The 20,711-nt window shown below is 40.5% G+C and carries 23 protein-coding genes; 1 reads left to right on the plus strand and 22 read right to left on the minus strand.

The window, feature by feature from the left end:
* Window positions 1-15 precede the first annotated feature (15 nt).
* The 14 genes from ADJ60_RS07760 to tgt all read right to left on the minus strand — a co-directional run bounded on the left by ADJ60_RS07760 (window position 16) and on the right by tgt (window position 11,533).
* On the minus strand, window positions 16-969 hold the full coding sequence (locus ADJ60_RS07760; RefSeq protein ID WP_049544480.1) for a class I SAM-dependent methyltransferase: 954 nt from the start codon (window positions 967-969) through the stop codon (window positions 16-18).
* Between the two features lie 60 nt (window positions 970-1,029).
* Window positions 1,030-1,617: a class I SAM-dependent methyltransferase gene (locus tag ADJ60_RS07765; RefSeq protein ID WP_049544481.1), complete on the minus strand. Its 588-nt coding sequence runs from the start codon at window positions 1,615-1,617 to the stop codon at window positions 1,030-1,032.
* A 32-nt stretch (window positions 1,618-1,649) separates the two neighbouring features.
* Window positions 1,650-2,063 (minus strand): competence type IV pilus minor pilin ComGG, encoded by a 414-nt coding sequence (gene comGG / locus ADJ60_RS07770; RefSeq protein WP_049544483.1) that lies wholly within the window; start codon window positions 2,061-2,063, stop codon window positions 1,650-1,652.
* A complete protein-coding gene (comGF, locus tag ADJ60_RS07775) occupies window positions 2,041-2,502 on the minus strand; it encodes a competence type IV pilus minor pilin ComGF (protein ID WP_049544485.1) in 462 nt (153 codons plus the stop codon). The genes comGG and comGF overlap by 23 nt, the downstream gene beginning before the upstream one ends.
* Window positions 2,465-2,767, minus strand: a complete 303-nt coding sequence (gene comGE / locus ADJ60_RS07780) for a competence type IV pilus minor pilin ComGE (RefSeq protein ID WP_260468281.1) — start codon at window positions 2,765-2,767, stop codon at window positions 2,465-2,467. The genes comGF and comGE overlap by 38 nt, the downstream gene beginning before the upstream one ends.
* Window positions 2,730-3,164 (minus strand): competence type IV pilus minor pilin ComGD, encoded by a 435-nt coding sequence (gene comGD, locus ADJ60_RS07785; protein ID WP_049544488.1) that lies wholly within the window; start codon window positions 3,162-3,164, stop codon window positions 2,730-2,732. Before comGD ends, comGE begins: the two co-directional genes overlap by 38 nt.
* Complete coding sequence (gene comGC, locus ADJ60_RS07790) at window positions 3,127-3,450, minus strand: comG operon protein ComGC (RefSeq protein WP_049544490.1); 324 nt, start codon at window positions 3,448-3,450, stop codon at window positions 3,127-3,129. Before comGC ends, comGD begins: the two co-directional genes overlap by 38 nt.
* Before the next feature lies 1 nt (window position 3,451).
* On the minus strand, window positions 3,452-4,468 hold the full coding sequence (comGB, locus tag ADJ60_RS07795; protein ID WP_080983369.1) for a competence type IV pilus assembly protein ComGB: 1,017 nt from the start codon (window positions 4,466-4,468) through the stop codon (window positions 3,452-3,454).
* Window positions 4,416-5,357: a competence type IV pilus ATPase ComGA gene (comGA, locus tag ADJ60_RS07800; RefSeq protein WP_049544494.1), complete on the minus strand. Its 942-nt coding sequence runs from the start codon at window positions 5,355-5,357 to the stop codon at window positions 4,416-4,418. The genes comGB and comGA overlap by 53 nt, the downstream gene beginning before the upstream one ends.
* A 77-nt stretch (window positions 5,358-5,434) precedes the next feature.
* Window positions 5,435-5,800, minus strand: coding sequence for a DUF1033 family protein (locus ADJ60_RS07805; RefSeq protein WP_049544496.1), 366 nt, complete (start codon window positions 5,798-5,800; stop codon window positions 5,435-5,437).
* A 148-nt stretch (window positions 5,801-5,948) separates the two neighbouring features.
* Window positions 5,949-7,007: a zinc-dependent alcohol dehydrogenase family protein gene (locus ADJ60_RS07810; protein WP_016398446.1), complete on the minus strand. Its 1,059-nt coding sequence runs from the start codon at window positions 7,005-7,007 to the stop codon at window positions 5,949-5,951.
* Window positions 7,008-7,169: 162 nt separating this feature from the next.
* Window positions 7,170-8,321, minus strand: coding sequence for an N-acetylglucosamine-6-phosphate deacetylase (nagA, locus tag ADJ60_RS07815; RefSeq protein WP_001134550.1), 1,152 nt, complete (start codon window positions 8,319-8,321; stop codon window positions 7,170-7,172).
* A gap of 151 nt (window positions 8,322-8,472) precedes the next feature.
* Window positions 8,473-10,290, minus strand: coding sequence for an acyltransferase family protein (locus tag ADJ60_RS07820; RefSeq protein WP_049544497.1), 1,818 nt, complete (start codon window positions 10,288-10,290; stop codon window positions 8,473-8,475).
* A 100-nt stretch (window positions 10,291-10,390) separates the two neighbouring features.
* A complete protein-coding gene (tgt, locus tag ADJ60_RS07825; RefSeq protein WP_049544499.1) occupies window positions 10,391-11,533 on the minus strand; it encodes a tRNA guanosine(34) transglycosylase Tgt in 1,143 nt (380 codons plus the stop codon).
* A 129-nt stretch (window positions 11,534-11,662) separates the two neighbouring features.
* On the opposite strand from tgt, the gene ADJ60_RS07830 reads away from it, so the two are divergent.
* Window positions 11,663-12,520 carry a DUF975 family protein gene (locus ADJ60_RS07830; RefSeq protein WP_049544500.1) on the plus strand — a complete coding sequence of 286 codons (858 nt, stop codon included), beginning with the start codon at window positions 11,663-11,665 and terminating at the stop codon, window positions 12,518-12,520.
* Between the two features lie 25 nt (window positions 12,521-12,545).
* On the opposite strand, the gene pcp is transcribed toward ADJ60_RS07830, so the two are convergent.
* The 8 genes from pcp to ADJ60_RS07870 form a co-directional block, all read right to left on the minus strand.
* Window positions 12,546-13,190, minus strand: a complete 645-nt coding sequence (gene pcp / locus ADJ60_RS07835; RefSeq protein WP_049544501.1) for a pyroglutamyl-peptidase I — start codon at window positions 13,188-13,190, stop codon at window positions 12,546-12,548.
* Between the two features lie 112 nt (window positions 13,191-13,302).
* Window positions 13,303-13,665 (minus strand): DUF1304 domain-containing protein, encoded by a 363-nt coding sequence (locus ADJ60_RS07840; protein ID WP_049544502.1) that lies wholly within the window; start codon window positions 13,663-13,665, stop codon window positions 13,303-13,305.
* A gap of 10 nt (window positions 13,666-13,675) precedes the next feature.
* The gene (locus ADJ60_RS07845; protein WP_049544503.1) at window positions 13,676-14,101 is read right to left on the minus strand and encodes a MarR family winged helix-turn-helix transcriptional regulator; all 426 of its coding nucleotides are present in this window, start codon (window positions 14,099-14,101) and stop codon (window positions 13,676-13,678) included.
* A 320-nt stretch (window positions 14,102-14,421) separates the two neighbouring features.
* Complete coding sequence (locus ADJ60_RS07850) at window positions 14,422-15,639, minus strand: LysM peptidoglycan-binding domain-containing protein (protein WP_049544504.1); 1,218 nt, start codon at window positions 15,637-15,639, stop codon at window positions 14,422-14,424.
* 162 nt (window positions 15,640-15,801) lie between these two features.
* Complete coding sequence (locus ADJ60_RS07855) at window positions 15,802-16,425, minus strand: HAD family hydrolase (protein ID WP_049544505.1); 624 nt, start codon at window positions 16,423-16,425, stop codon at window positions 15,802-15,804.
* A 3-nt stretch (window positions 16,426-16,428) separates the two neighbouring features.
* Window positions 16,429-17,709, minus strand: a complete 1,281-nt coding sequence (locus ADJ60_RS07860) for an MATE family efflux transporter (protein WP_049544506.1) — start codon at window positions 17,707-17,709, stop codon at window positions 16,429-16,431.
* A gap of 60 nt (window positions 17,710-17,769) precedes the next feature.
* A complete protein-coding gene (gene thrC, locus ADJ60_RS07865; protein WP_049544507.1) occupies window positions 17,770-19,254 on the minus strand; it encodes a threonine synthase in 1,485 nt (494 codons plus the stop codon).
* A gap of 75 nt (window positions 19,255-19,329) precedes the next feature.
* On the minus strand, window positions 19,330-20,607 hold the full coding sequence (locus tag ADJ60_RS07870; protein ID WP_049544508.1) for a glutamyl-tRNA synthetase: 1,278 nt from the start codon (window positions 20,605-20,607) through the stop codon (window positions 19,330-19,332).
* Window positions 20,608-20,711 lie beyond the last annotated feature (104 nt).

The following is a 20,711-nucleotide window of genomic DNA, read 5'->3' on the forward strand; positions in this document are numbered from 1 at the left end:
ATAACAAAATCTATTTTATATTTCAGTACCTTGAGTCCATTTTTGAAAATTTTCTTTAAATTTCATTAAAACACTTGCATCTTGCAAGCTAGAAAGTGGATAAATAAAAGGCTCCACTGCTATTTCACTTTTCTTCTGTAAGATAAAAATAGTCTTGGATTGTTTAGCATTAGCAAAGAGATTTTCAGGCAGACTAATCATGGCAGTCAGACTTGCCTCCTCTTTCAACCAGCCTTTCAACAAATCACTTTGAGGACTGGTCAACAAATCACTCGGAGCGAGAAAAATAGCGTATCCATCTGACTTGAGGTACTTAAGTCCTTGTTCCATGAGCAAGTGATGGGCGTAAGTATGTTCTTGACCAGAAGCAACTTGATGGCGCGACGCAACGGCATCATCAGGATAATAGCCAACAGGCAAGTCGCTGATGACCACATCGCTTTCTTTGAGCATTTGTGGACGAACGGCATCTCCTTGGACAAAGCCAGCCTGCAAACCAATTACATCTGCCATGCTAGCTGCCAAATCAATCAACAAATCATCCACTTCCATTCCCAAGTAATCCACCTTTTTATCAAGCGAGGTCAAGAAAGTAGCGCCTAGAATTCCCATCCCAGAACCCATTTCGAGGATAGTAATTTCCTCCTCTTTAAACAACTCTTCCACAATAAACACCAAAAGTAAGGCAATAGCATCCGGTGTAAACTGGTGATTAGCCTGCAAGGGTTCTGTTTGCCCAGCCTTCATCAAGAGAAACTGGTAGGTCTTGAGCCATTCTTCTTTGCGTAGTGCTAAACGCTTAAGGGCTTGATTGTTATCTTTTACCTGATTTAGCTCAGTTTCACCATCCAGATAAATGCTGTTTTGCTCCACCAGGGCGTCATAAAAGTTGGTCGCCAAATCACTTTGAATGACTTGGACATTCTCTAGTAAATAGGTATAAGCTTGTTCAATTTTTTCAAAATCCATATTCCTATCTTACCAAATTTCCCTTCTTTTTTCCATCCTTATAGAAAAATCACTCCCTGACTAGGCGAGTGATTTTTGGGCTACTGTTAAAAAGAGTTCTGAGTAATTTCCTTGAAACAGGTCTTCAGCGCTATAGAGGGTCTGACTATGCACAGATGAAAAACCAAACTGGGCTAGCCTGTTTTCCAGTTCAACCAATTCAAATCCATGATGGTTAGCTTCTGTCTTGGTAAAATCAGCAAGTAGGAGTTGTCCATCTTCCTTCAAATGTTGATGAAACAGTGAGAGAGCCGCATCCAAATCAGGCATATGATGAAGAACACGACAAACAACAACGAGATCAAACTCTTGCTCCAAGGGATTTGCCAGTAAATCTTGCTCCAAAAACTGGATATTCTTGATGTCTTGCTGCTCCGCTTTCAAACGAGCTTGCTCCAGCATTTTCTCCGAAATATCCACCAATGTTACAGACTTGACCTGCTTGGCTAGGGGCAAGGTTAACAGACCCGTCCCTCCACCGAAATCCAAAATTTCTTTGTCTGATGGAGCATCAAGCTGTTTCTCGACTGCTTGATATACCAAGTTTGCAAGGAAAATATTTTTAGGGGAATCGAAAGTTTCTGCTTTGTGGTTAAAATCATGTTTCATGCTTTTAGTTTAACACAAAGTAGCTTGATTGGCTAGGAATTCTCTTTCTTTTCAACCTTCTCTTCTAATTTTTTCTTCTCTGCTTGATTACTTGAATCAGTCACTACCTCTTCCTTTTTATCTGTTTTCTCTTCTTTGATTTTGACTGAAGGAAACAGAAACTCATATTGACTCTTAGGCGTACGAACCGTCGTCACCAAGCTTGTTTTCTTATTTTGATAGCTCACCTGACCCAGATTAAAGGCCTGTTCCCCACTTTCTTGCTCAACCTTATCTTTGGTTCGTTTAGCCATGGCAAAAGCGACCAGCTTTTCTTTATTTAAAGCGTAGTTTTGATAGTGGGCGACTTGTCGGTTCAAGTAAAATTGTAACAAAAGACTAAAGATGGCTGCCATAGTGACTGCATAGATGAGAACACCTGCCTTAACTTTTTTCTTTTTCCACACGATAGATGAACTCCCTTTCTAAGCCTTTTTGGAACTGGAAATGAAAACGCACCAACTGATTGTCCTCTGTAATCTGCGCAGATTTGAGTCCATAAATCATAGGCTGATATCCTCGTCCACTGGCATCAGTTTTTCGAAAATCATCCGATTTTGACTTACCTATCGCAATTTCCTTGCCATCCTGCTTCATATAGAGGCGATTGCCCTCCACTTTTTCGAATTGCGAACGGTCTAATTCTGCCTCCAGCTGGTCCACAAACAAGAGCCACTCTTTTTGCTCGCTTTGCTGCTGGTAGCGAACTTCTGAAACGAGGAGCTGACTCATGGCTTGAAAGAGAAGTAAGCTTCCACTGATGACAATGAGGGCAATCAGGGATTCTAACAGGGTAAAAGCCTTGATTTTATGGCTCTTTGATAGCCAACAACTGTTCTGAACCATGGTAGACCTCCAATCCCTTTTCACTAGAAAACACCTGAATCTCAACTCCGTTTATGTTTACCTGATTTTGACCTGTCTGCAGAGCCATCTTAGCTACTCTCAAGCCTTCTTCCTTTTGCAAGATCTTTGCTTCTTCTCGCCTATTTTTTTGAATTTGTCCCAAAAGGAGGGTCGCAATGCTGGCAAAGATAGCTAGAGCAACTACTGCTTCCAGTAAAATCACTGCCCTAATTTTTTGTTTCCTTAATGCGTTTAATTTTTCCATTTCCTAGATATAATTGATAACGAATCGCTCCTTTACTGGTCTGAAATTCAACCTTTGTCAGGGACGAATTGCCCCCAGCTCGGTCAAATGTGATACTTTGTCCCGATGGTGCCTGAATTCCTTTAGGAACTGTCAGCTTTTGACTGCCATTGCTAATGGTCTTTCCGTCTATGCTCAAACTTGTCTTTTGCTGACTAGCTACACTGCGTTTTTGAGTTTCCCGATAGAGTTCTTCAAACTCCATAAAGAAAATCTGCTCCCCTACCGCCGCAAAAGTGGACTGGACAGAGCCGGACAAGCTCAAGGCAAGGATACTCACAAGTCCCAAAACCAAGAGACTTTCCAGCATGGTAAAGGCTTTAATCTTTAACGGTTTGACTAGTATTTTGTTTAGCATGGTATTCTTTATAAGCTTTAGCCTGTTCTTCTGTGATTCGCCCATCTGCTTGTAACTTGCTTAGGCTAGCATCTTCATTTTTATCCAAGCTATAAAGCTCTGCCTGGCTTTCCACCACCTTAACAACAGCAGCTTTTCCTTTGTCGTTGACTGCTTCTTTTTGCTTGGTCAGATTAGGTACAAAGAGCAAGAGAAGCACGCTGATGATGAGCAAGACCACCAACATCTCCACAAGCGTGAAAGCCTTCACTTTCGCTTTTTTCAAGAATGTCATCATTTTTTTCATTTTAAAAATTTACCTCCATATTTTGATACATGGGCATGAGCATTGCCGCATAAAGTAAAACGATAATCAGAGCCACAAAGATAAAAACTAGCGGCTGCACCAAATTCATGGTGCGGTTGACTCGGGTAAAAAAGGCCTCCCAAGTTTTTTCAGCATAGATTTCCAACTCACTACCCAGCTTGGACTTGACTTCCCCATACTCGATGATGAGACTCAACTCCTTCTTAAAGAAAGGATAGGTTCCTATCGTCTGAGAAAATTCTCGACCATTTTGCAGGGCTTGAGCCAGATCTTGACCGATTTCTTTAAAGAGCTGGGAACCTTGTTCCTGCATGATTTGAAAAATCTGCGTCAGCTCCATTCCCTGCGAAATCATATTCCCCCATTCACGCGCATAATAGGCTGTCAAATAGGTCTGCACAAAGATTCCAAGAAAAGGAATGCGTGCTAAGATAGAAAAGACGCGCATCTTAGAACTTCTTTTATAAAAAGTTAGTGATAAAAGGGCAAGTATGGAAATAAACCCTACCATGCCTAGAAAAATTTGTGGCAGATTGCCGATAATTTGAGTAGCAATATTGCTACTATCCAATTGTGGTAGTAGGTAATTACGCAGTCCCAGCATAATTAAGATAAGAAAACCCAGCAAAATCAAAGGATAGGTCGCTACTTCAATTAATTTTTTCTTGACCTTGGCCAGATTGTCTAGATACTCTTCTATCTTTCCTAAACTCAGGTGAAGATTTCCATGGACTTCCGCTAGGGATAACTGAGTGACAATGGCACTTGAAAATCCCAAACTTTCCATCATTTCTGAGAATGATTTCCCCTGAGACAAGCCCGTGCGCATCTGGGTCACACACTGCTTGTCCAATAATGCACTCCTATCTAAAAAGGAGATGGTATCCACCAGATGAAAACCGCTGGAAAAGAGATTATTAAATAAGGTGATGATATTTTTTTGCTTAGCTGTAGCTAATTTTTTCCGTTTCAGCCTGAAGACTTGTGATATGTCCATCTTTAAGAAGCTGGTCAATCTGTTCATTCCAGCTAGTTGACTGGTGTTCTTGATAGTCTTTGTTTGCAAAGTCAACGATTCCTCCTCCCCCGATTAATCTTTGATAGCAGACTCCTTGCAGAACGACTGCCAATTCCTCCTCACTCACACCCAACTCCAGCAGGCGCTCATAAACACCTCGGATACTCTTGGCATGAATGGTTGAAAAGACTGTCGCACCTGTCAAACTAGCTCTGACCACTGCACGCGCCGTCTCGCTGTCACGAATTTCTCCGATAATCAAGAGGTCTGGTCGATGACGCAAAGAAAGTTTGATTAGATTTTCATAGGTCAGCCCAATCGCCTCATTCAACTGTAATTGGAGCATGTCGTCCTGCTTGATTTCGACAGGATCTTCGATGGACATAACCTGTTGCCCCTTAAAAAGGGACTTAGCTAATTCATGCATTAAGGTTGTCTTGCCACTGCCGACTGGGCCAGCAAAGAGATAGAGACCACGTTGCCTGTACTGCTTACCCAGTTCTCCAATATCCTGAAACCAAAAATGCAAATCCTGCTCCTCATCATGCAACAAGCGAATAACTAAACTCTCATGCCCTCGATAATCGCCTACAGTAGATAAACGTAGGGACGCCATCTTCTGGTCATATTCATAATCACAGGAACCAAGTTGACTACGTCGCTTTTCTCCAACATTCATACCCGCCACAAACTTAAAGTGACTGATGACGGCCACAAACTTTTCAAAATCATAAGAACCGATTTTACAGCGCTCGTCTCCGACCCTCATATGAAGCTCATAGGCGTCTAACTTGGGGACAAAATAAATGTCTTGCGCCCCTTTTTTCCGAGCCGAACGAATGATTTCTTGTGCAATTTCTTGAACCATACTTACCTCCTCACCTATACTATTCGCAAAGATTTGGGAAAATAAAAAAAAGCAACTCCAAAAAAGTTACTTTTTCTCTATCTTAATTTCATACGGCAAGAACGGTGCCTTTCCTTACCTGTTTGTTTTTCATAGCCTGGACGTAATTTTTCATCTGGGATAACCTGCTCATCCTGCAAAAGAGCTAAAGAATGGTATTGTTGTAAATACTCATCACATTCATCACACCAGCGTTGGTCTTCTGGATCCCAAAAAATAGTCATTAAGTCACTTCTACTTTTATAAAGAGGGGATTCTTGTTCCAATCTAAACCAGCAAGTCTTGTAGTATTTGAGAGCGTCATAATACTGATCAAATTTCTTACTAGCTACAATATCTTCTTCCCAACCTTCTATAAACCACCAAGGTTCAAAATCTCCGTACATTTCTATAACACGATACATATTCATTCATTCCTTTGTACCGTATATTATAACCAATTCCGCCAAACAAGGAAAGAAATATGCTCATTTCTTGACTTTTTTGATAAAAATCCAGCCATCTGATGATGACTGAATTTCTATTTACTTATATGATAAAACTTTTTACTTCTTAAGCTTCTGAGATATCATTTTCGATAATGACCTTAATGGCATGGTGGTCTGCTGCCTTACCGAAGACTTCATAGGCTTTTTCAATTTCACTTAGTTTGAAATAATGAGTTACCAATTTTTCTGGTTCAATCTTATGACTTTCAAGTGCTTTCAACAATTGCGGAGTGGTATTTGTAGATACCAAACCAGTTGTTACATTGATGTTGCGAATCCAAAGTTTGTCCAAATCGAATTCAACTGGTTTACCATGTACACCACAGTTGGCAACTGTTCCGTCTACACCGATAATCTTTTGACAGAAATCAAATGTTGCAGGAATACCAACAGCTTCGATAGCGACATCTACACCACGGCCATCTGTCAAATCATAAATTTCTTTAATGGCTTTTTCAGGGTCTGAGGAATTAACCTTATGAGTCGCACCGAATGATAAAGCAGTTTCCAAACGGTTATCGTCTAAGTCCACCATAATCAATTTAGCCGGTGAATAGAACTGAGCTGTCAAAAGAGCAGCCAATCCAACTGGACCTGAACCAATAATGGCTACGCTACAACCAGGTTCTACTTTCCCTTTCAAGACACCAATTTCATATCCAGTAGGCAGAATGTCTGATAGCATAACCAAGGCTTCATCTGACAAGTCTTCTGGAGTGTGGTAAAGAGTGTTATCTGCATGAGGGACACGTAAATATTCGGCCTGCATACCATCAATCAAGTGACCGAAAATCCAACCCCCTTCGTCTTCACAGTGGGCATAAATTCCTTTTTTACAGTAGTAGCATTTACCACAGGCACAGACACAAGAAATCAAGACCTTGTCGCCTTTTTTGAAATTCGAAACTCCTTCTCCAACTTCTTCAACAATCCCAATCCCTTCGTGACCAAGAATGGTACCACTTTGGCAAGCAGGAACATCCCCTTTGATAATATGGAGGTCTGTTCCACAAATAGTAGTTTTTACGATACGCACAATAGCGTCTGTTGGCTTGCGAATAACTGGTTTGTCTACATCAACAAAAGAAGCAAGTCCTGGTTTAACATAAGTATAGGCTTTCATAAAGCTTTCCTCCGTTTTTTTATTTGTACTATTTATAATATAATTGTAAGCCTTTTCATTTGCTTATTCAAGTCTTTTTGTGATTTTCTTAACTTTTTTATTTACCAGTAAAGTACCCTGCATAAAAAAGCAGAAGCTAGTATCTAACTCCTGCTTTCTCTCTTATGCTTGATAACGTTTCACGCCATCTAGATAGGTTGCTACCAATTCCAAATCTTTATCTAGTACGATAAAGTCAGCATCATAACCTTCACGAATTTGTCCACAGACATCGTCAATATTAACAGATTTAGCTGGGTTAAGGCTGGCCATCATGACCGCTTCATGCGGATTCGCAATTCCCCATTCGACAACATTTCTCATACCATCTTTAAGTTTGAGAATAGAACCTGCCAAATTACCAGTAGATTTGAGACGTGCAGTTCCATTTGCTACTACAACAGGGAATTCTCCCAACATATAGTCACCGTCTTCAAGCCCACCAGCTGTCATACAGTCCGTAATAAGAGCGATGTTTTCTGTCCCCTTTTGCTTAAGTAAAATCTCACAAGCTTTTGGATCTACGTGATAACCATCACAGATCAATTCTGCGTAAGTATGTGGGAGCTCATACATAGCTCCTACCATACCTAGTTCGCGGTGTGTTAAACCACGCATCCCATTATAGGCATGTACCCATACACTAGCTCCAGCATCAACTGCCTTCTTAGCTTGTTCAAATGTCGCATCTGAGTGTCCAAGTGCAACTGTCACACCTTCACCTGTAATAGTACGTACAAAATCTTCCACCCCATCACGTTCTGGTGCAATAGCGATTTTATTTAGCATCCCTTTTGCAGCATCCTGCCAAGAATGAAACTCCTCAACACCCGGGTCTCTCATATAAGTTGGATTTTGTGCCCCCTTAAAAGTTTCTGTGAAATATGGACCTTCATAATAAATTCCACGAATCTTAGCACCTGTAGCTTCTTTATAATGGTTTCCAAGATTTTCAGTGACTGCAAGCAATTGCTCATAAGTGGCTGTTAAAGTTGTGGGCAAGAAACTGGTAACACCGGTACTAAGAAGTCCTTCACTCATAGTATGCAATGTACCTTCAATGTTGTTGTCCATCACATCTACACCTGCATATCCATGAATATGAGTATCCACAAGACCTGGTGCAATGCTATAACCAGTATAGTCAAGAACCTCTGCTCCTTCAGGAATTTGATCCACATGTTTCCCAAATTTGCCATCAACAAGTTCTAAGTACCCACCGCGACGAATGCCAAATGGATAGAAAAACTGATCCGCTTTAACGTAATTAGGCATAATAATGACCTCCTTAAAAGATTACTTTTGATATTTATTATGTCAATTACATTATAAACCTTTCTGATTCATTTGTAAATGGTATAGACCTATTTTCTAGAGATATTTTAAAAGAGCTGGATTTTTCCAACTCTTTTCTTTTAAATACAAGTTATTTTGATTTGACCGGCTTGTCTTGAGCTGTTTGCAAGGCTGCAGCAATGGTATCTGCATACAATTTAGCTCCTGCTTCAATTTTACTATTGTCACTTCCAAAATGGACTTGGTCTGTCCCAGTCCAGATCTCTGGATGCTCTTTAGCAGCTTGATTCCAATCTGCTATTGTGATGTAAGGAGTCTTCTCTGCCAATTCTCTCATATAGGCAGCCGCCTTCTCAACGATTGCATAGGTCTCTTTTGTCTTATCTCCTTCATAAGGAGTCACCAAAACCATATGGTGGCCCTTAGGAAGATTTTTCACGATACTATCCCAGTCTTCCTTGTAATTTTCAGGATTATTTACCCCAGTTGCAATCACCACCATCTTTGGTAGAAATTTATTCTGGCTATTGTTGAGCATGATTTCATTGGCAGTCTTAGTTGTTCTGCTGACCTGTGCATTAATCTGTGCTCCAGGAAGGGCTGTCTGCAAGGCTGTATTTGCCCTTAAGGCCACCGAGTCACCAATTAACATAGTGCCCTCAGCAATTCCTAAACTATCAGCTTCTGCTCGTTCTGTCATTACCTTGGTCTGGTTAATATTTGTCGCGGCTTGCTTCAAGCCATTGACAGTTAAGTCTGTCTCAAAAGCTCCCACTTGTGGTGCCAACAGAGTTACTAAGAAGACAATGAAGACCAAAATTCCAGTACTTGCTGCAAGGATTGTATGAATATGAGGCAGGGGACGAAGGGTTTGTATAATAGGTGTGTCCTTTCCTGCAATCCAAGGTTCCAACACATAAAATGATAGGCTGGCGAATCCATAAGAAAAAATCAAAGTTAATAACACAGCAAGAAGATTTGATGTCAACTGTGAAAAAATGATATAGAAAGGCCAATGGAAAAGATAAACCGCATAGCTAGTATCCGCTAAAAAGCTGATAATCTTTGGCTCCTGCATGTTAGGAGTCTTTTCATGTAAGACACGCGCCGCCAGAATCATAGCAAGGGCTGCAAGGCTGGCAAGCAAGAAGCCCATAAGATAGGCAAAGGGATAGGTAAATTTGACAAAGAAAGTCAAAATGAGTAAGAAGCCAAAACCTCCTCCAAAAACTAAAAGGGTCTTGCGTAAATCCCAGATTTTATCCAACTGCTTAACTAAAGAAGTTGTCTGACGAACGCCTACGATAGTTGCTAACACACTTCCCAAAAAGAATGGATAGACATGAGTTAAACTGGAGAAGTAAACAGAGGAATAAGAGGTTACTAGAAAACTACCAATAAACATGGAGAAGAAGCTGATCAAGAAGGCAACAGCAGATAAGAGAAAGACCATTCCTCTCAACTGACCATTTGATCTGGACTGTTTAGATAAGAACCAAACTGCCAATCCCCAGAGGATATAGTAGTGAACCTCAACAGCCAAGCTCCAATTATGAACAAACAAATGAGGAATGAACTGAGATTCATAACTCCCACCTGTTAGGATTTCATAGAAGTTGGTCATGAAGCCTAAGACACCCGCAATCTGACCCCCAATTCCAGCCACATAATCTTGCCGAACTAGAAAGGTAAAGGGCATGGTCACCAAGACCATCAAAACCACAGGTGGCACAATCCGATAAAAGCGTCTCCTAAAAAATCCAACCAAATCAATTTCATGATTTTTAGAAAATTCTTCGATAAGTAGAGCCGTAATCAGAAAGCCTGAAAATGTGAAAAAGACATCTACCCCGAAAAATCCTCCAGGAAAGATTGTCTGAAAGAAATGATACAAGAGTACCAAAAGTAAACCTGTAATCCTAATCAAGGAAAACCATTTAATACGCATACGAGTTTATTCTCCCTTTCATTATACACTTTATTCTATCAAAAAAAGAAGAAAAATCCCAAGAGAAAACTTAGGATTTTTAGCTTATATCAATTCCAGTTTAAAAATTACGGCCTGACTTATTATAGCCATATTTTTCAACAAAATACTCACGGAATTCCAAGAGATTGTCATCCATGATGGCTTGTCGTACTTGCTTCATCAGGTTAAGCAAGAAATAAAGATTGTGATAACTCGTCAAACGGATACCAAAGGTTTCATCAGCCTTGAGCAGGTGACGAAGATAAGCGCGTGTATAGTTCTTACATGTGTAACAATCACACTCAGGATCCAGTGGCGTAAAGTCCTCAGCAAACTGGGCATTCTTGACAACCAAACGCCCCTGACTGGTCATACAAGTTCCGTTACGAGCAATACGAGTCGGCAAGACACAGTCAAACATATCCACCCCACGAATCACACCATCAATCAAGCTATCTGGTGCTCCCACACCCATCAAATAGCGAGGTTTGTTTTCAGGCAGCAGTTGAGTTGTAAAGTCCAAGACCTCATTCATCTCTTCGTGGGTTTCTCCCACTGCCAAACCACCTATAGAATAGCCTGGGAAATCCATGCTGACAAGGTCATGAGCTGATTGGCGACGCAGGTCTTCAAATCCTGCCCCCTGCACAATTCCAAACAAACCTTGGTCATGTGGACGACGATGAGCCTTCAAACCACGCTCAGCCCAACGACTGGTACGCTCGATTGATTTCTTAACGTAGTCGTATGGTTGATAAAACTGGGGACATTCGTCAAAGGACATCATGATGTCTGAACCCAGATTGTTCTGAATAGAAATGGCTTTTTCTGGGGACAAGAACATCTTAGAACCATTGAGATGGTTTTTAAAAGTTACCCCTTCTTCTGTGATATTGCGACTATCTGCTAAGGAATAAACCTGAAAACCACCACTATCCGTCAAAATTGGCTGATCCCAATTCATGAACTTATGAAGTCCACCTGCGCGTGCGATGAGTTCATCTCCTGGACGAAGCCAGAGATGATAAGTGTTTGACAGGATAATTCCCGAACCCATCTCCTTCAATTCTTCAGGCGACTGAGTTTTGACAGTGGCTTGTGTCCCAACTGGCATAAACATAGGTGTCGGGAAGGTACCGTGGGGAGTGATGATTTCTCCCAGACGAGCTCCTGTGTGTTTTTCTTTCTTAATCAAACGGTATTTGATTGGTGAATCTGACATTTTTTACCTCCGAAGCTGGGAAAGACAGTCCCAGTTCATACTTTGTGCCCAAGGGCATACTGTATGATTTTATCAAAAAAAGCTGGAACTGTCACGAACTATCTATAAGAACTATGGTATAATGAGAGAATGAAATACCCAAAAATTGATTTAAAAAACATTCGTCTGCAGGCTAGACAATTTCAAGCTGAAAATCCCCGCCTCTTTCTCGTCTATCTCTTACCTAGCATGCTAGTCATTTTGTCTGGCTTCCTCAATCCCTTAGAGCGCATCAACGAGAGTGTTTTAGAACAACCCTTTTTAAACGTGTTTGGTCATGTATCCCAAGCCTACCTTTTCCCACTATTAGTCTCCTTTATAGAAGCTATTCTTCTAACTAGTTCAGTTTATACAACTCTGAAACTCATCAAGAATCCAGATACAGAACTATCAGTCAAAAATAGTCTCACTCTCTTTAACGAAGAGTACTTTTCACAAACCTTTTTGACTCTCCTTCTCAAACGCTTCTATCTCTTCTTATGGAGCATTCCTAGTTTACTCGGAATTTACTTTCTCTTTTACAGTAGCTTTTTAGCCAAGAAATTCGTTGCTCTCCATCCTGAGTTTCCCAATCTGGATCTCACGTCAGTTGAAACTGAGCGTTTCCTCATGACCTTTGGTCTTTACTTTCTAGCAAGTATCCTCTTGATGATTGTCGGAAATAGTCTCTATATTCCACAATATTATGCTTATTCACAGGTAGAATTTCTCCTCTGTGATACTCTAGATTTAGGACAAGCCAAACCAGGACAAATCCTAAAAACCAGCCGTTTCCTGATGAAAGGCTACAAATTTCAGCGCTTTGTCCTAGACTTACAACTCCTTCCTTGGTATTTCCTCAATTGGATTACCTTTGGAATTGCTAGTTTCTCACTCCTACCCTACATTCAAATCAATAAAATAATTTTTTACCGAGCAGTACTGGCTCGAAAACGTCCAAAAGCTTGAAGGTGGCCCCTCAAGCTTTTTTCTATCAATGAGTTTCTCCGCCTACCAACTTGAGGTCCTCATCTCCATATTCTATCATGGCTCCGATTGCTGCTTCTATCCCTCGCCTAATGTCCACTAAACTCATAGCTGGAGTAGTCGGTCGATTCACCACCTGTTCCATCATATAAGGAATGTGCATAAAACCTGCCTTAACATGTGGAAATTTCTTTTCTACCAAGTAGAGAGCCTGATACATCAAATGATTGCAGACAAAAGTCCCTGCCGTATTGGAAACAGAGGCCGGCAAGCCCTCTTTTTTTATAGCTTGGACCATCGCTTTAATCGGCAGACTACTAAAGTAGGCCGAAGCACCATCCGCTCGAATGGGAAGATCAATCGGCTGATTACCTTCGTTATCAGGAATGCGTGCATCGTCTTGATTAATGGCTACTCGCTCAGGTGTCAAACTACTTCTTCCACCTGCTTGGCCGATACAAAGGACAAAGTCAGGTTGATAGCGGTTCATCTCTTCTTCCAATACTTGAGCCGATTTGTGAAAGACTGTTGGCACTTCTAACCAACGGACCTCAGCACCATGGATTTCAACTGGTAAACCTTTAACAGCCTCCAAGGCTGGATTGACCTTTTCCCCTCCAAAGGGCTCAAAACCTGTCACTAATACTTTCATTTCTAACTCCTCAAAACAAATTCAATGAGACTTTTTTCTTAAAAACAAGTATAACATATTTCCCTTATTCTGGAGTGAAAATGACTAGAGAGACTAAGATTGACCTTTGAACTTATTTAAAGAGAAAAATACTAATCAAGGTCAAAATAGCTGGTCCGCCTTGCTTTAAAATAATTTTTTTATCTGCTGAGAGAGAGCCATAAGCCGCAGCACCAATCACAAATAAAACAAAAATAGTCACAATTTCTAAATTCTGTGAGAAATAAATTCCATACAAGAGAAAGACTCCTAGCAAAGCATTATAAATCCCTTGATTTTTAAACGATGAACTTACTGACGGACGAGCCAGTTCTTCCTTGTCCATGTTAAAGACACGACTAGTCGCATCTGATTGCGTTGCAATACTTTCCAAATAAAAAATGTAAAAATGCTCCAAAGCAACAATCGTTGCTAAAATGATTGTAATAATTGACATCTATTTCTCCTTAAATTTCTATATTTTCAATACCCAAAACCAATTTATTTAATAAACGGTTGAGCTCTGTTCTCTCAAACTCTGTTAAGATACTTTCCATCGCTTCTTTAACCTTGATATGCTGCAGAGGGGGATTCACCACTAACTGCTCCTTGGCATACTTCGTAGCCTCCACCAACACTTCCCGCTGATTTTCAGGATTACGATGACGCTCCACCAAACCTTCCTTTTCTAAAATCTTAAAATGCCGGGTTAAAGCAGCTTGATCAATTTTCAAACGCTCCTGAACCGCCATCTGATTACAGGGAGAATTCTCCAGCAAAAAAAGTAACATCTGATACCGTGTCAAACTAATCCCAAGTCTTTTTTCAAACAATTGCGTACTCGCTTGCTCAGACAAGCGGAGTTGATAAAGTAGATCTTGAATCTCTAGCATTTCTTCCTCTTTTTTCTTGATTTATCAATAGTTGACTAATCAACTCTAATATAAAGTAAAATAGATTGCAAGAATTTTGCTTAACTCATTACAAAATGCTAACTTCCCATTCTCCATTCATATTGATACTCAATGAAAATCAAAGGGCAAACTAGGAAGCTAGCCGCAGGTTGCTCAAAGCACAGCTTTGAGGTTGCAGATAAAACTGACGTGGTTTGAAGAGATTTTCGAAGAGTATGACAAAGAAAAAAACGAACGAGACTCGCTTCCTATCACGAAAGCTAGATCTCATTCGTCAAAATGATATTACCAAGTCTGGCTTATCCATTCATTGAAACGTGAACGTGATCATAGTGATTCTCTGTCACGCTACCACGGTCTGGCATTGAATTCCAAGTATTAGCTGGTCCATATTTGCTATCGAATGAAGCATAGAAACGTTGTTTCCAGATGATATAACTAATACCACGACTAGCCATATTTTGAATAGCGTATTCCGCAATCTTATCCCCTAGTTCTGAACCTTCTGGTACCATAAAGTCGATAGCCAAACCTTTTCCGTGATCTCCACTATCTCCTGGACGGTAACCACTAAAGGATGTGATGCCAAACAAGTTAGCAATTTCTTCTTTAAAGGCAGCCGTTTGTGGTTGAAGGCCTGCATTTTCAGATTTTGCTACTGCAAGTCCAGCATAATCAGGTGCAGCTGGAGCCGCGTAAGTTGTTGAAGCTGTTTTTGTCTCTTCCGGTTGATAAGTAGAAACTGCTGGTGTATCTTCACTTGATGATGCTCTACTTGATGATTCTTCTTTTGCTTCTTCTGAACTTGGTGCAGTTGTTTCTGTTGCTTTTTCTTCTACTGGAGTTGTAATTGGTTCCACTGTTGAAGCAGCTTGTGGGTTTGCTTGAGTTTCCTCTTTCTCAGCTAGAGTCGTTGCCTGAGGAGCTGATTCTTCAACTGGACTGGTTGTTTCGACTGTTTGCTCCGCTGACGTAGAAGAGTCTGTAGATGGTGCCACGTCTTCTGCAGCAGTCACTGTCTCTGCAACTTCTGAACTTGTTGCTACTTCTTTTGTACTTGTAGTTTCTACCGCTTTTGGAGCTTCTGCAATTGGTTGAGAAAAATCTGCAACTTGAACAGTTTGATCATCTACGGTCACTTGATTGGTTGTCAAATCTGCTGTCGCAGTTGTCACTTCTTCACTAGAGTCTGCTTGAGGTGTTTGGATTTCAACTTCTGTTACTTCTTCAGCTTCATTGACAGTCGTTGTCAAAACAGTTTCTGGGAAAATCAAGTCCATATTAGTGATTTTATTCAAATTCGCAAGAACTGTGACATCTACGCCCAAGGCTTCTGCAATGGTGCTTAAAGTATCACCATACTGAACGGTATAACTTGTTTTGTTGTCCGTTTTAGTCAAATCGTTTTGGATTTGCTCAACACTACGTGCAGTCCAAAGAACTTCTTCTGCTTGAGTTGCCAATACTGGGGCAAATGACAAGGCTACTGTTGAGGCTAATAATATTCTTTTCTTCATTCTTTCAAATTCCTTTCAAATGAGTACCTGTCTATCATAACACAAAAAATGCAGAAAAAAAGCCCTCTCGGGCCTATTTAATAGAACTGTCTATTCCTTGTAACAAACTCAGTTACTTGAAATAGTTTGTTAGGTCTCTGTCACAAAACTGACACAATCTTTTTATTGCTCAGCCTCAAAAATACGGGAAATATCTGCTAACGCTTGAATCCTGTGATTACCTTCATAAGTCGACTCTAAAAAGTTGAGGCTTTGAATCCCACTATTCTGGGCAAATTCCACATCCAGAGTCCGATCCCCTATATAATAAGTATTGTCAGGATTCAACTGATGCTTGTCTATCAGATAGGTAGCCGCTTCTGAACTAGGTTTACGCGCAAAGCCACTCTGACTTGTTAAAATCTCTGTAAAATAAGATTCCAAATCCAAATCTCTGAGAATGGTAAGAGCATTGTCTCCCTTATGAGTGTAAACAAACTGCTGAATTCCTGATTCCTCTGCCCAAGCTAGCACATCACGCGCACCTGGCATCAAAACTACCTGGGCATTTTTTTCAGCCAGACTCTGGGCACGCACCTGATTTAGTACTTCCACATCCAGTTTTCTCTCTTCCGCAACTTTCTCCAGCAAATCCTGCACAGAAAACTTGAGAATAAACTCTCTCACCTTCTCCTTATCATAAGGAATAGAAAATTGAGCATAGGTCTCCTCAATCCCTGATAAAATCGCTTCATAAGAGTCCAATAAAGTCCCGTCTAAATCCCAAATAAAAGCTGTTTTTTGCATTTCCTATCCTTTCAAGCTCATATAACGCTGGTAACGGTAACGTAGAAATAACCAACGAAAACCATTATCCAAAAGGGTTCCGGCCCAAATACCAGGCAAGCCCCAACCAAGCACAATCCCCATCAGATATCCTGTTCCAATGCGGATACACCACATTCCTATACTTGTCGCATAAAAGGGAAGCCGAGCATTGCCCAAACCCTGCCAGACTGCTGTATAGATGACTGTTCCTATCGTCATAGGAGTACCAAGTAGTGAAAAAAGTGTCACTAGAACACTAGCCTCCACCGCTAGAGAATCAGTCGTATAGAGATGAGTCAGTGGTATACCCAAAGCATAGATACTGAAGGTCAAGGGTAACATGAGGACCAGAGAAAGCCAAAAGGTTTGCTTGCTCAAACTAGCTACTCTTTTCCAATTATCCTCTCCAACTGCTCGAGCTACCAGCATGACCGTTGCTGTAGCAACTCCAAAAGCAGGCATATAGTTAAACTGGGTCAAGACTTCTCCGACTGCATTTCCAGCCACCACCTCCGTTCCAAAAGAAACAACCAAGGCAATGATTACGACATCTCCAGCCCGCATCATAAGCCGCTCTCCAGCTGCTGGAAAAGCTAAGGTCAATAGTTCCTTATCTAAACCAAAAGTCGGTTTCTCAAAAGGCAACTTTAATTGCGACCATAAAATCACAAGACCTACCAAACGAGACAGAATTGTCCCCCAAGCAACACCAGCTATCCCCATATCCAGAACAAAAATAGCTAGACTTGAAAAAAGAATATTCAAGGCATTTGATAAAAGACTCACATAGAGGGGCAAACGTGGATTATGAGTTGCACGAATCAAAGCTCCCAGACTAGTCATTAAACCTAAGAGAACAATCGATCCACCTACCAAAGATAGATACAGTCCACCACTCTCGGCCACAGTCTGTTCAGTCCCCAAAAGTCCTATCATCTCTTGCCCAGCGAAGATAGACAAAGCTCCTAAAAGGAAACTTACTAGTAAAGTAATCTTCAACGCCTCAGTCACATGGTAGGCTAGCTTAGACTGATTCTTCTCCCCTAAACTCTTTGAAATAACACTGGAAATAGCAGCTCCCAGAGCTATGAAAATCGCCTGATAAATCGTGATAATATTGCCAGCTACTGATACACCCGAAATAGCTATCAAGCCCAAGTGGGCTACTAAGTAACTATCCACCATCCCCATGAGCATCTGCAAAAAATTTTCGCCCATAGCTGGCAAGGCAATATTAAGAATGTCTTTATTTTTCTTAAACAATCCTTCCTCCTGATGAAAAGAAACTCAGTTGGTTTCCCAACCGAGTTTACTCCCTCTGTCTTAAAGCCCTAAATAAGCTTCAACCGCTGCTTGCATGTCAACAGCAGCCACTGTTGTTTTATGACGAACTGGCGCTGTTTCAAGGCCATCAACCGCTGGTGGCACTGCCACTCCTGAAATGTCATGTAATTGAGCCAAAGCTTCAAAGTCTGTCAAGCCTGCTTTTCCTGTTACAGCTTCTACTGCAACCACTGGGAACTTGTATGGACTAGCTGTTGAAGCAATGACTGTCTTAGTCGCATCGCCAGTAGCCGCTTGGTATTTTCTATAAACAGCTGAGGCAACCGCCGTATGAGGGTCCTCGATATAGGCATCTGTATCATAAACACGTTTGATTTCTGCTGCCGTTTCTTCCTCAGTCGCATATTCAGCTGCGAAGAGTTCCAGAATCTCAGCATCAAAGTCTGTCAATTCATATTGTCCTTGTGTACTCAAGGCATTCATGAGTTCAGCTGTCTTAACCGCATCATTCCCCAAAAGATGGAAAATCAAACGCTCCAAGTTTGAAGATACCAAGATATCCATAGATGGACTAGTCGTTACCTTAAACTCACGTTTCTTGTCGTAAATACGTGTTTTAAAGAAGTCAGTTAAAACATTATTGTCATTCGAAGCACAGATTAATTTGCCAACTGGCAGACCAATTTGTTTAGCATAAAAGGCAGCCAAGATATTTCCAAAGTTTCCTGTTGGTACTGTGAAGTTGATCTGTTCACCAGCTACAATCTCACCAGACTTGACCAACTGAGCGTAGGCATAAACATAATAAACAATCTGTGGTACCAAACGACCAATGTTCATAGAGTTTGCTGATGAAAATTGCAGTTTATTGGTAGCCAACTTTTCACGAAGGGCCACATCGTTAAACATATGCTTCACATTTGTTTGGGCATCATCAAAGTTACCATCAATAGCGATAACATGAGTATTGTCGCCAGTCTGAGTGGTCATTTGCAACTCTTGAACCTTACTGACACCATCCTTTGGATAAAAGACGATAATCTCAGTACCAGGGACATCTGCAAATCCTGCCATGGCAGCTTTCCCCGTGTCGCCAGATGTCGCTGTCAAGATGACAATCTTATTTTCCAAACCATGTTTCTTAGCAGCAGTCGTCATAAAGTATGGCAAGATAGACAAGGCCATATCCTTAAAGGCAATTGTTGAACCATGGAAAAGCTCCAGATTGTATTGCCCGTCTAATTTCACTAATGGTGCGATAGCTGGAGTATCAAACTTGCTATCGTAGGCATTGTTGATACAGTAGTCCAACTCTTCAGCTGTAAAGTCATCTAAAAATGCTGACAAAACAATCTTAGCAACTTCCTGATAAGAAGCATATTTCAATTTGTCAAAGTCCAAATCTACCTTTGGATAAGTAACCGGTGTAAACAAACCACCATCCGTTGCCAAACCTTGCAAAATTGCTTGGCTAGCAGTTACTGTATTGTTGGCATCACGCGTTGATTGATAAACTAATGTCATTACTCTCTATCCTTTATCTATAGTCTCATCCATTATATCATGATTTTTCAGAAAATTCTCCTTTTATAAGAGAAATTATAGGCTCAATTCTTCTTTCAAAGGCTGTAAATAGGTCATTTCTTGCTTATTTCGCATCTCCAGTCCTTCCTCAGCTAAAAGGACTAAGTCTTTTGAAAACTCTATAATTGCAGTTTCTTCCTGATCTGTAAGCTTTTTCTTAGAAAATTGTCGCCTTAAAAACTTATAATTTCGGCCAAATGCTGTAAAAAAAGGTGCTGTACTTAAGTAAGCTTCTAACTTATCTAAATTAACCAACAATCCCAAGTGAAAAGCTGCTGAAGCGAAGGTTCTATCTAGAGGTTGAGTACACACACTACGAAACTCAACTGTTCCGCGAGTCGTTAAGTCTTGGTACTGATAGCTACGATGAGTTTCAAAATCTTTCTCTTGAGGGGAAATAAGAACCTCTTCCCAATTAAGAGAAAATGCTTGTATTTCAGGTGTAGCTAAATAGTCCCTAGCCTGAATCGGATAAAAATAATAGGTTTGTCCATCACGTTCCGCAGTAAAAATTGCAGAATGATCTAGATAATCAAAAAAATCATCCTCATCTTTAAAGAGCCTAGCATTGACACCAACATTCTCTGGATAGATACCATGCATCGATTCTTCCCAGAAAATATCTCTTGAGATTTTTGTATCCCAATCCGCACCTGTAAACTCAGAATTGGCAAATAAATAAGCCTTAGCCCCTTCAATTTGGGTAAAAGCATTAATCACTCGTAAGTAGTTAGACTTTGAAACATCCAACTGAACCTGACTCCCACAAATAAACGCTCCGTATTCAGGGAATTGATGTAAGTCTGATTTAGTCACATTTCTACTCAAATTCAAATAGTCCATCAACATCTGATAGCGTGGGTAAGCCACTGGACAATTATCATTTTTATCCCAGTTGGGATGAATACCACAGCCAACAATAGCATGATTTGATTCAGCTAACTTCTTCTGGATTGCTTCCATATAAATACTAAAACGTTCTTCAACCTCTTGTATTGTTTCAGCCTTACCAAATGCAAACTCAATCGTAGTATAGGAAACTTCAAATAAAATAGCATCTTGACTAACTGGATCTACTAACTGGATAGGATTCCCAAAATCATCAACCTTTTCGACAGTTAAATCAAAAGAAAAAACTAAATATCGGAATAAGTGTTTGATAACTTCAACATCTGTAGCATCCCCTTCCAAATTTACAACTGGATATTCCAGCTCAATTCCGACATACAATTCAGCATTTTTTTTAATATTTTTCAAATACCGATGTTTTAATAAATCGATAGAACAAGACATACTCCCCTACACTTTCATAATCTAAATAAAATTTGAATAACTATTATTATACCAAAAATAATATAAAAAAGGAACGAAGATTTACAACGTTCCTTAACTCTATA

The organism is Streptococcus pseudopneumoniae, assembly GCF_001076775.1.
In the GTDB taxonomy this organism is placed as follows: Bacteria; Bacillota; Bacilli; order Lactobacillales; family Streptococcaceae; genus Streptococcus; species Streptococcus pseudopneumoniae_G.

Excerpts from the sequence above, each read along its gene's own strand:
- nagA (WP_001134550.1), bottom strand. The coding sequence starts at position 8,321 with ATGCCTAATTACGTTAAAGCGGATCAGTTTTTCTATCCATTTGGCATT.
- comGF (WP_049544485.1), bottom strand. The coding sequence starts at position 2,502 with ATGGTTCAGAACAGTTGTTGGCTATCAAAGAGCCATAAAATCAAGGCT.
- ADJ60_RS07760 (WP_049544480.1), bottom strand. The coding sequence starts at position 969 with ATGGATTTTGAAAAAATTGAACAAGCTTATACCTATTTACTAGAGAAT.
- ADJ60_RS07870 (WP_049544508.1), bottom strand. The coding sequence starts at position 20,607 with ATGTCTTGTTCTATCGATTTATTAAAACATCGGTATTTGAAAAATATT.
- tgt (WP_049544499.1), bottom strand. The coding sequence starts at position 11,533 with ATGTCAGATTCACCAATCAAATACCGTTTGATTAAGAAAGAAAAACAC.
- thrC (WP_049544507.1), bottom strand. The coding sequence starts at position 19,254 with ATGACATTAGTTTATCAATCAACGCGTGATGCCAACAATACAGTAACT.
- ADJ60_RS07850 (WP_049544504.1), bottom strand. The coding sequence starts at position 15,639 with ATGAAGAAAAGAATATTATTAGCCTCAACAGTAGCCTTGTCATTTGCC.
- ADJ60_RS07805 (WP_049544496.1), bottom strand. The coding sequence starts at position 5,800 with ATGTATCGTGTTATAGAAATGTACGGAGATTTTGAACCTTGGTGGTTT.
- comGE (WP_260468281.1), bottom strand. The coding sequence starts at position 2,767 with ATGGAAAAATTAAACGCATTAAGGAAACAAAAAATTAGGGCAGTGATT.
- ADJ60_RS07810 (WP_016398446.1), bottom strand. The coding sequence starts at position 7,007 with ATGAAAGCCTATACTTATGTTAAACCAGGACTTGCTTCTTTTGTTGAT.
- ADJ60_RS07855 (WP_049544505.1), bottom strand. The coding sequence starts at position 16,425 with ATGCAAAAAACAGCTTTTATTTGGGATTTAGACGGGACTTTATTGGAC.
- ADJ60_RS07830 (WP_049544500.1), top strand. The coding sequence starts at position 11,663 with ATGAAATACCCAAAAATTGATTTAAAAAACATTCGTCTGCAGGCTAGA.
- ADJ60_RS07845 (WP_049544503.1), bottom strand. The coding sequence starts at position 14,101 with ATGCTAGAGATTCAAGATCTACTTTATCAACTCCGCTTGTCTGAGCAA.
- pcp (WP_049544501.1), bottom strand. The coding sequence starts at position 13,190 with ATGAAAGTATTAGTGACAGGTTTTGAGCCCTTTGGAGGGGAAAAGGTC.
- comGA (WP_049544494.1), bottom strand. The coding sequence starts at position 5,357 with ATGGTTCAAGAAATTGCACAAGAAATCATTCGTTCGGCTCGGAAAAAA.
- comGB (WP_080983369.1), bottom strand. The coding sequence starts at position 4,468 with ATGGACATATCACAAGTCTTCAGGCTGAAACGGAAAAAATTAGCTACA.
- ADJ60_RS07765 (WP_049544481.1), bottom strand. The coding sequence starts at position 1,617 with ATGAAACATGATTTTAACCACAAAGCAGAAACTTTCGATTCCCCTAAA.
- ADJ60_RS07840 (WP_049544502.1), bottom strand. The coding sequence starts at position 13,665 with ATGTCAATTATTACAATCATTTTAGCAACGATTGTTGCTTTGGAGCAT.
- ADJ60_RS07820 (WP_049544497.1), bottom strand. The coding sequence starts at position 10,290 with ATGCGTATTAAATGGTTTTCCTTGATTAGGATTACAGGTTTACTTTTG.
- comGD (WP_049544488.1), bottom strand. The coding sequence starts at position 3,164 with ATGCTAAACAAAATACTAGTCAAACCGTTAAAGATTAAAGCCTTTACC.
- comGC (WP_049544490.1), bottom strand. The coding sequence starts at position 3,450 with ATGAAAAAAATGATGACATTCTTGAAAAAAGCGAAAGTGAAGGCTTTC.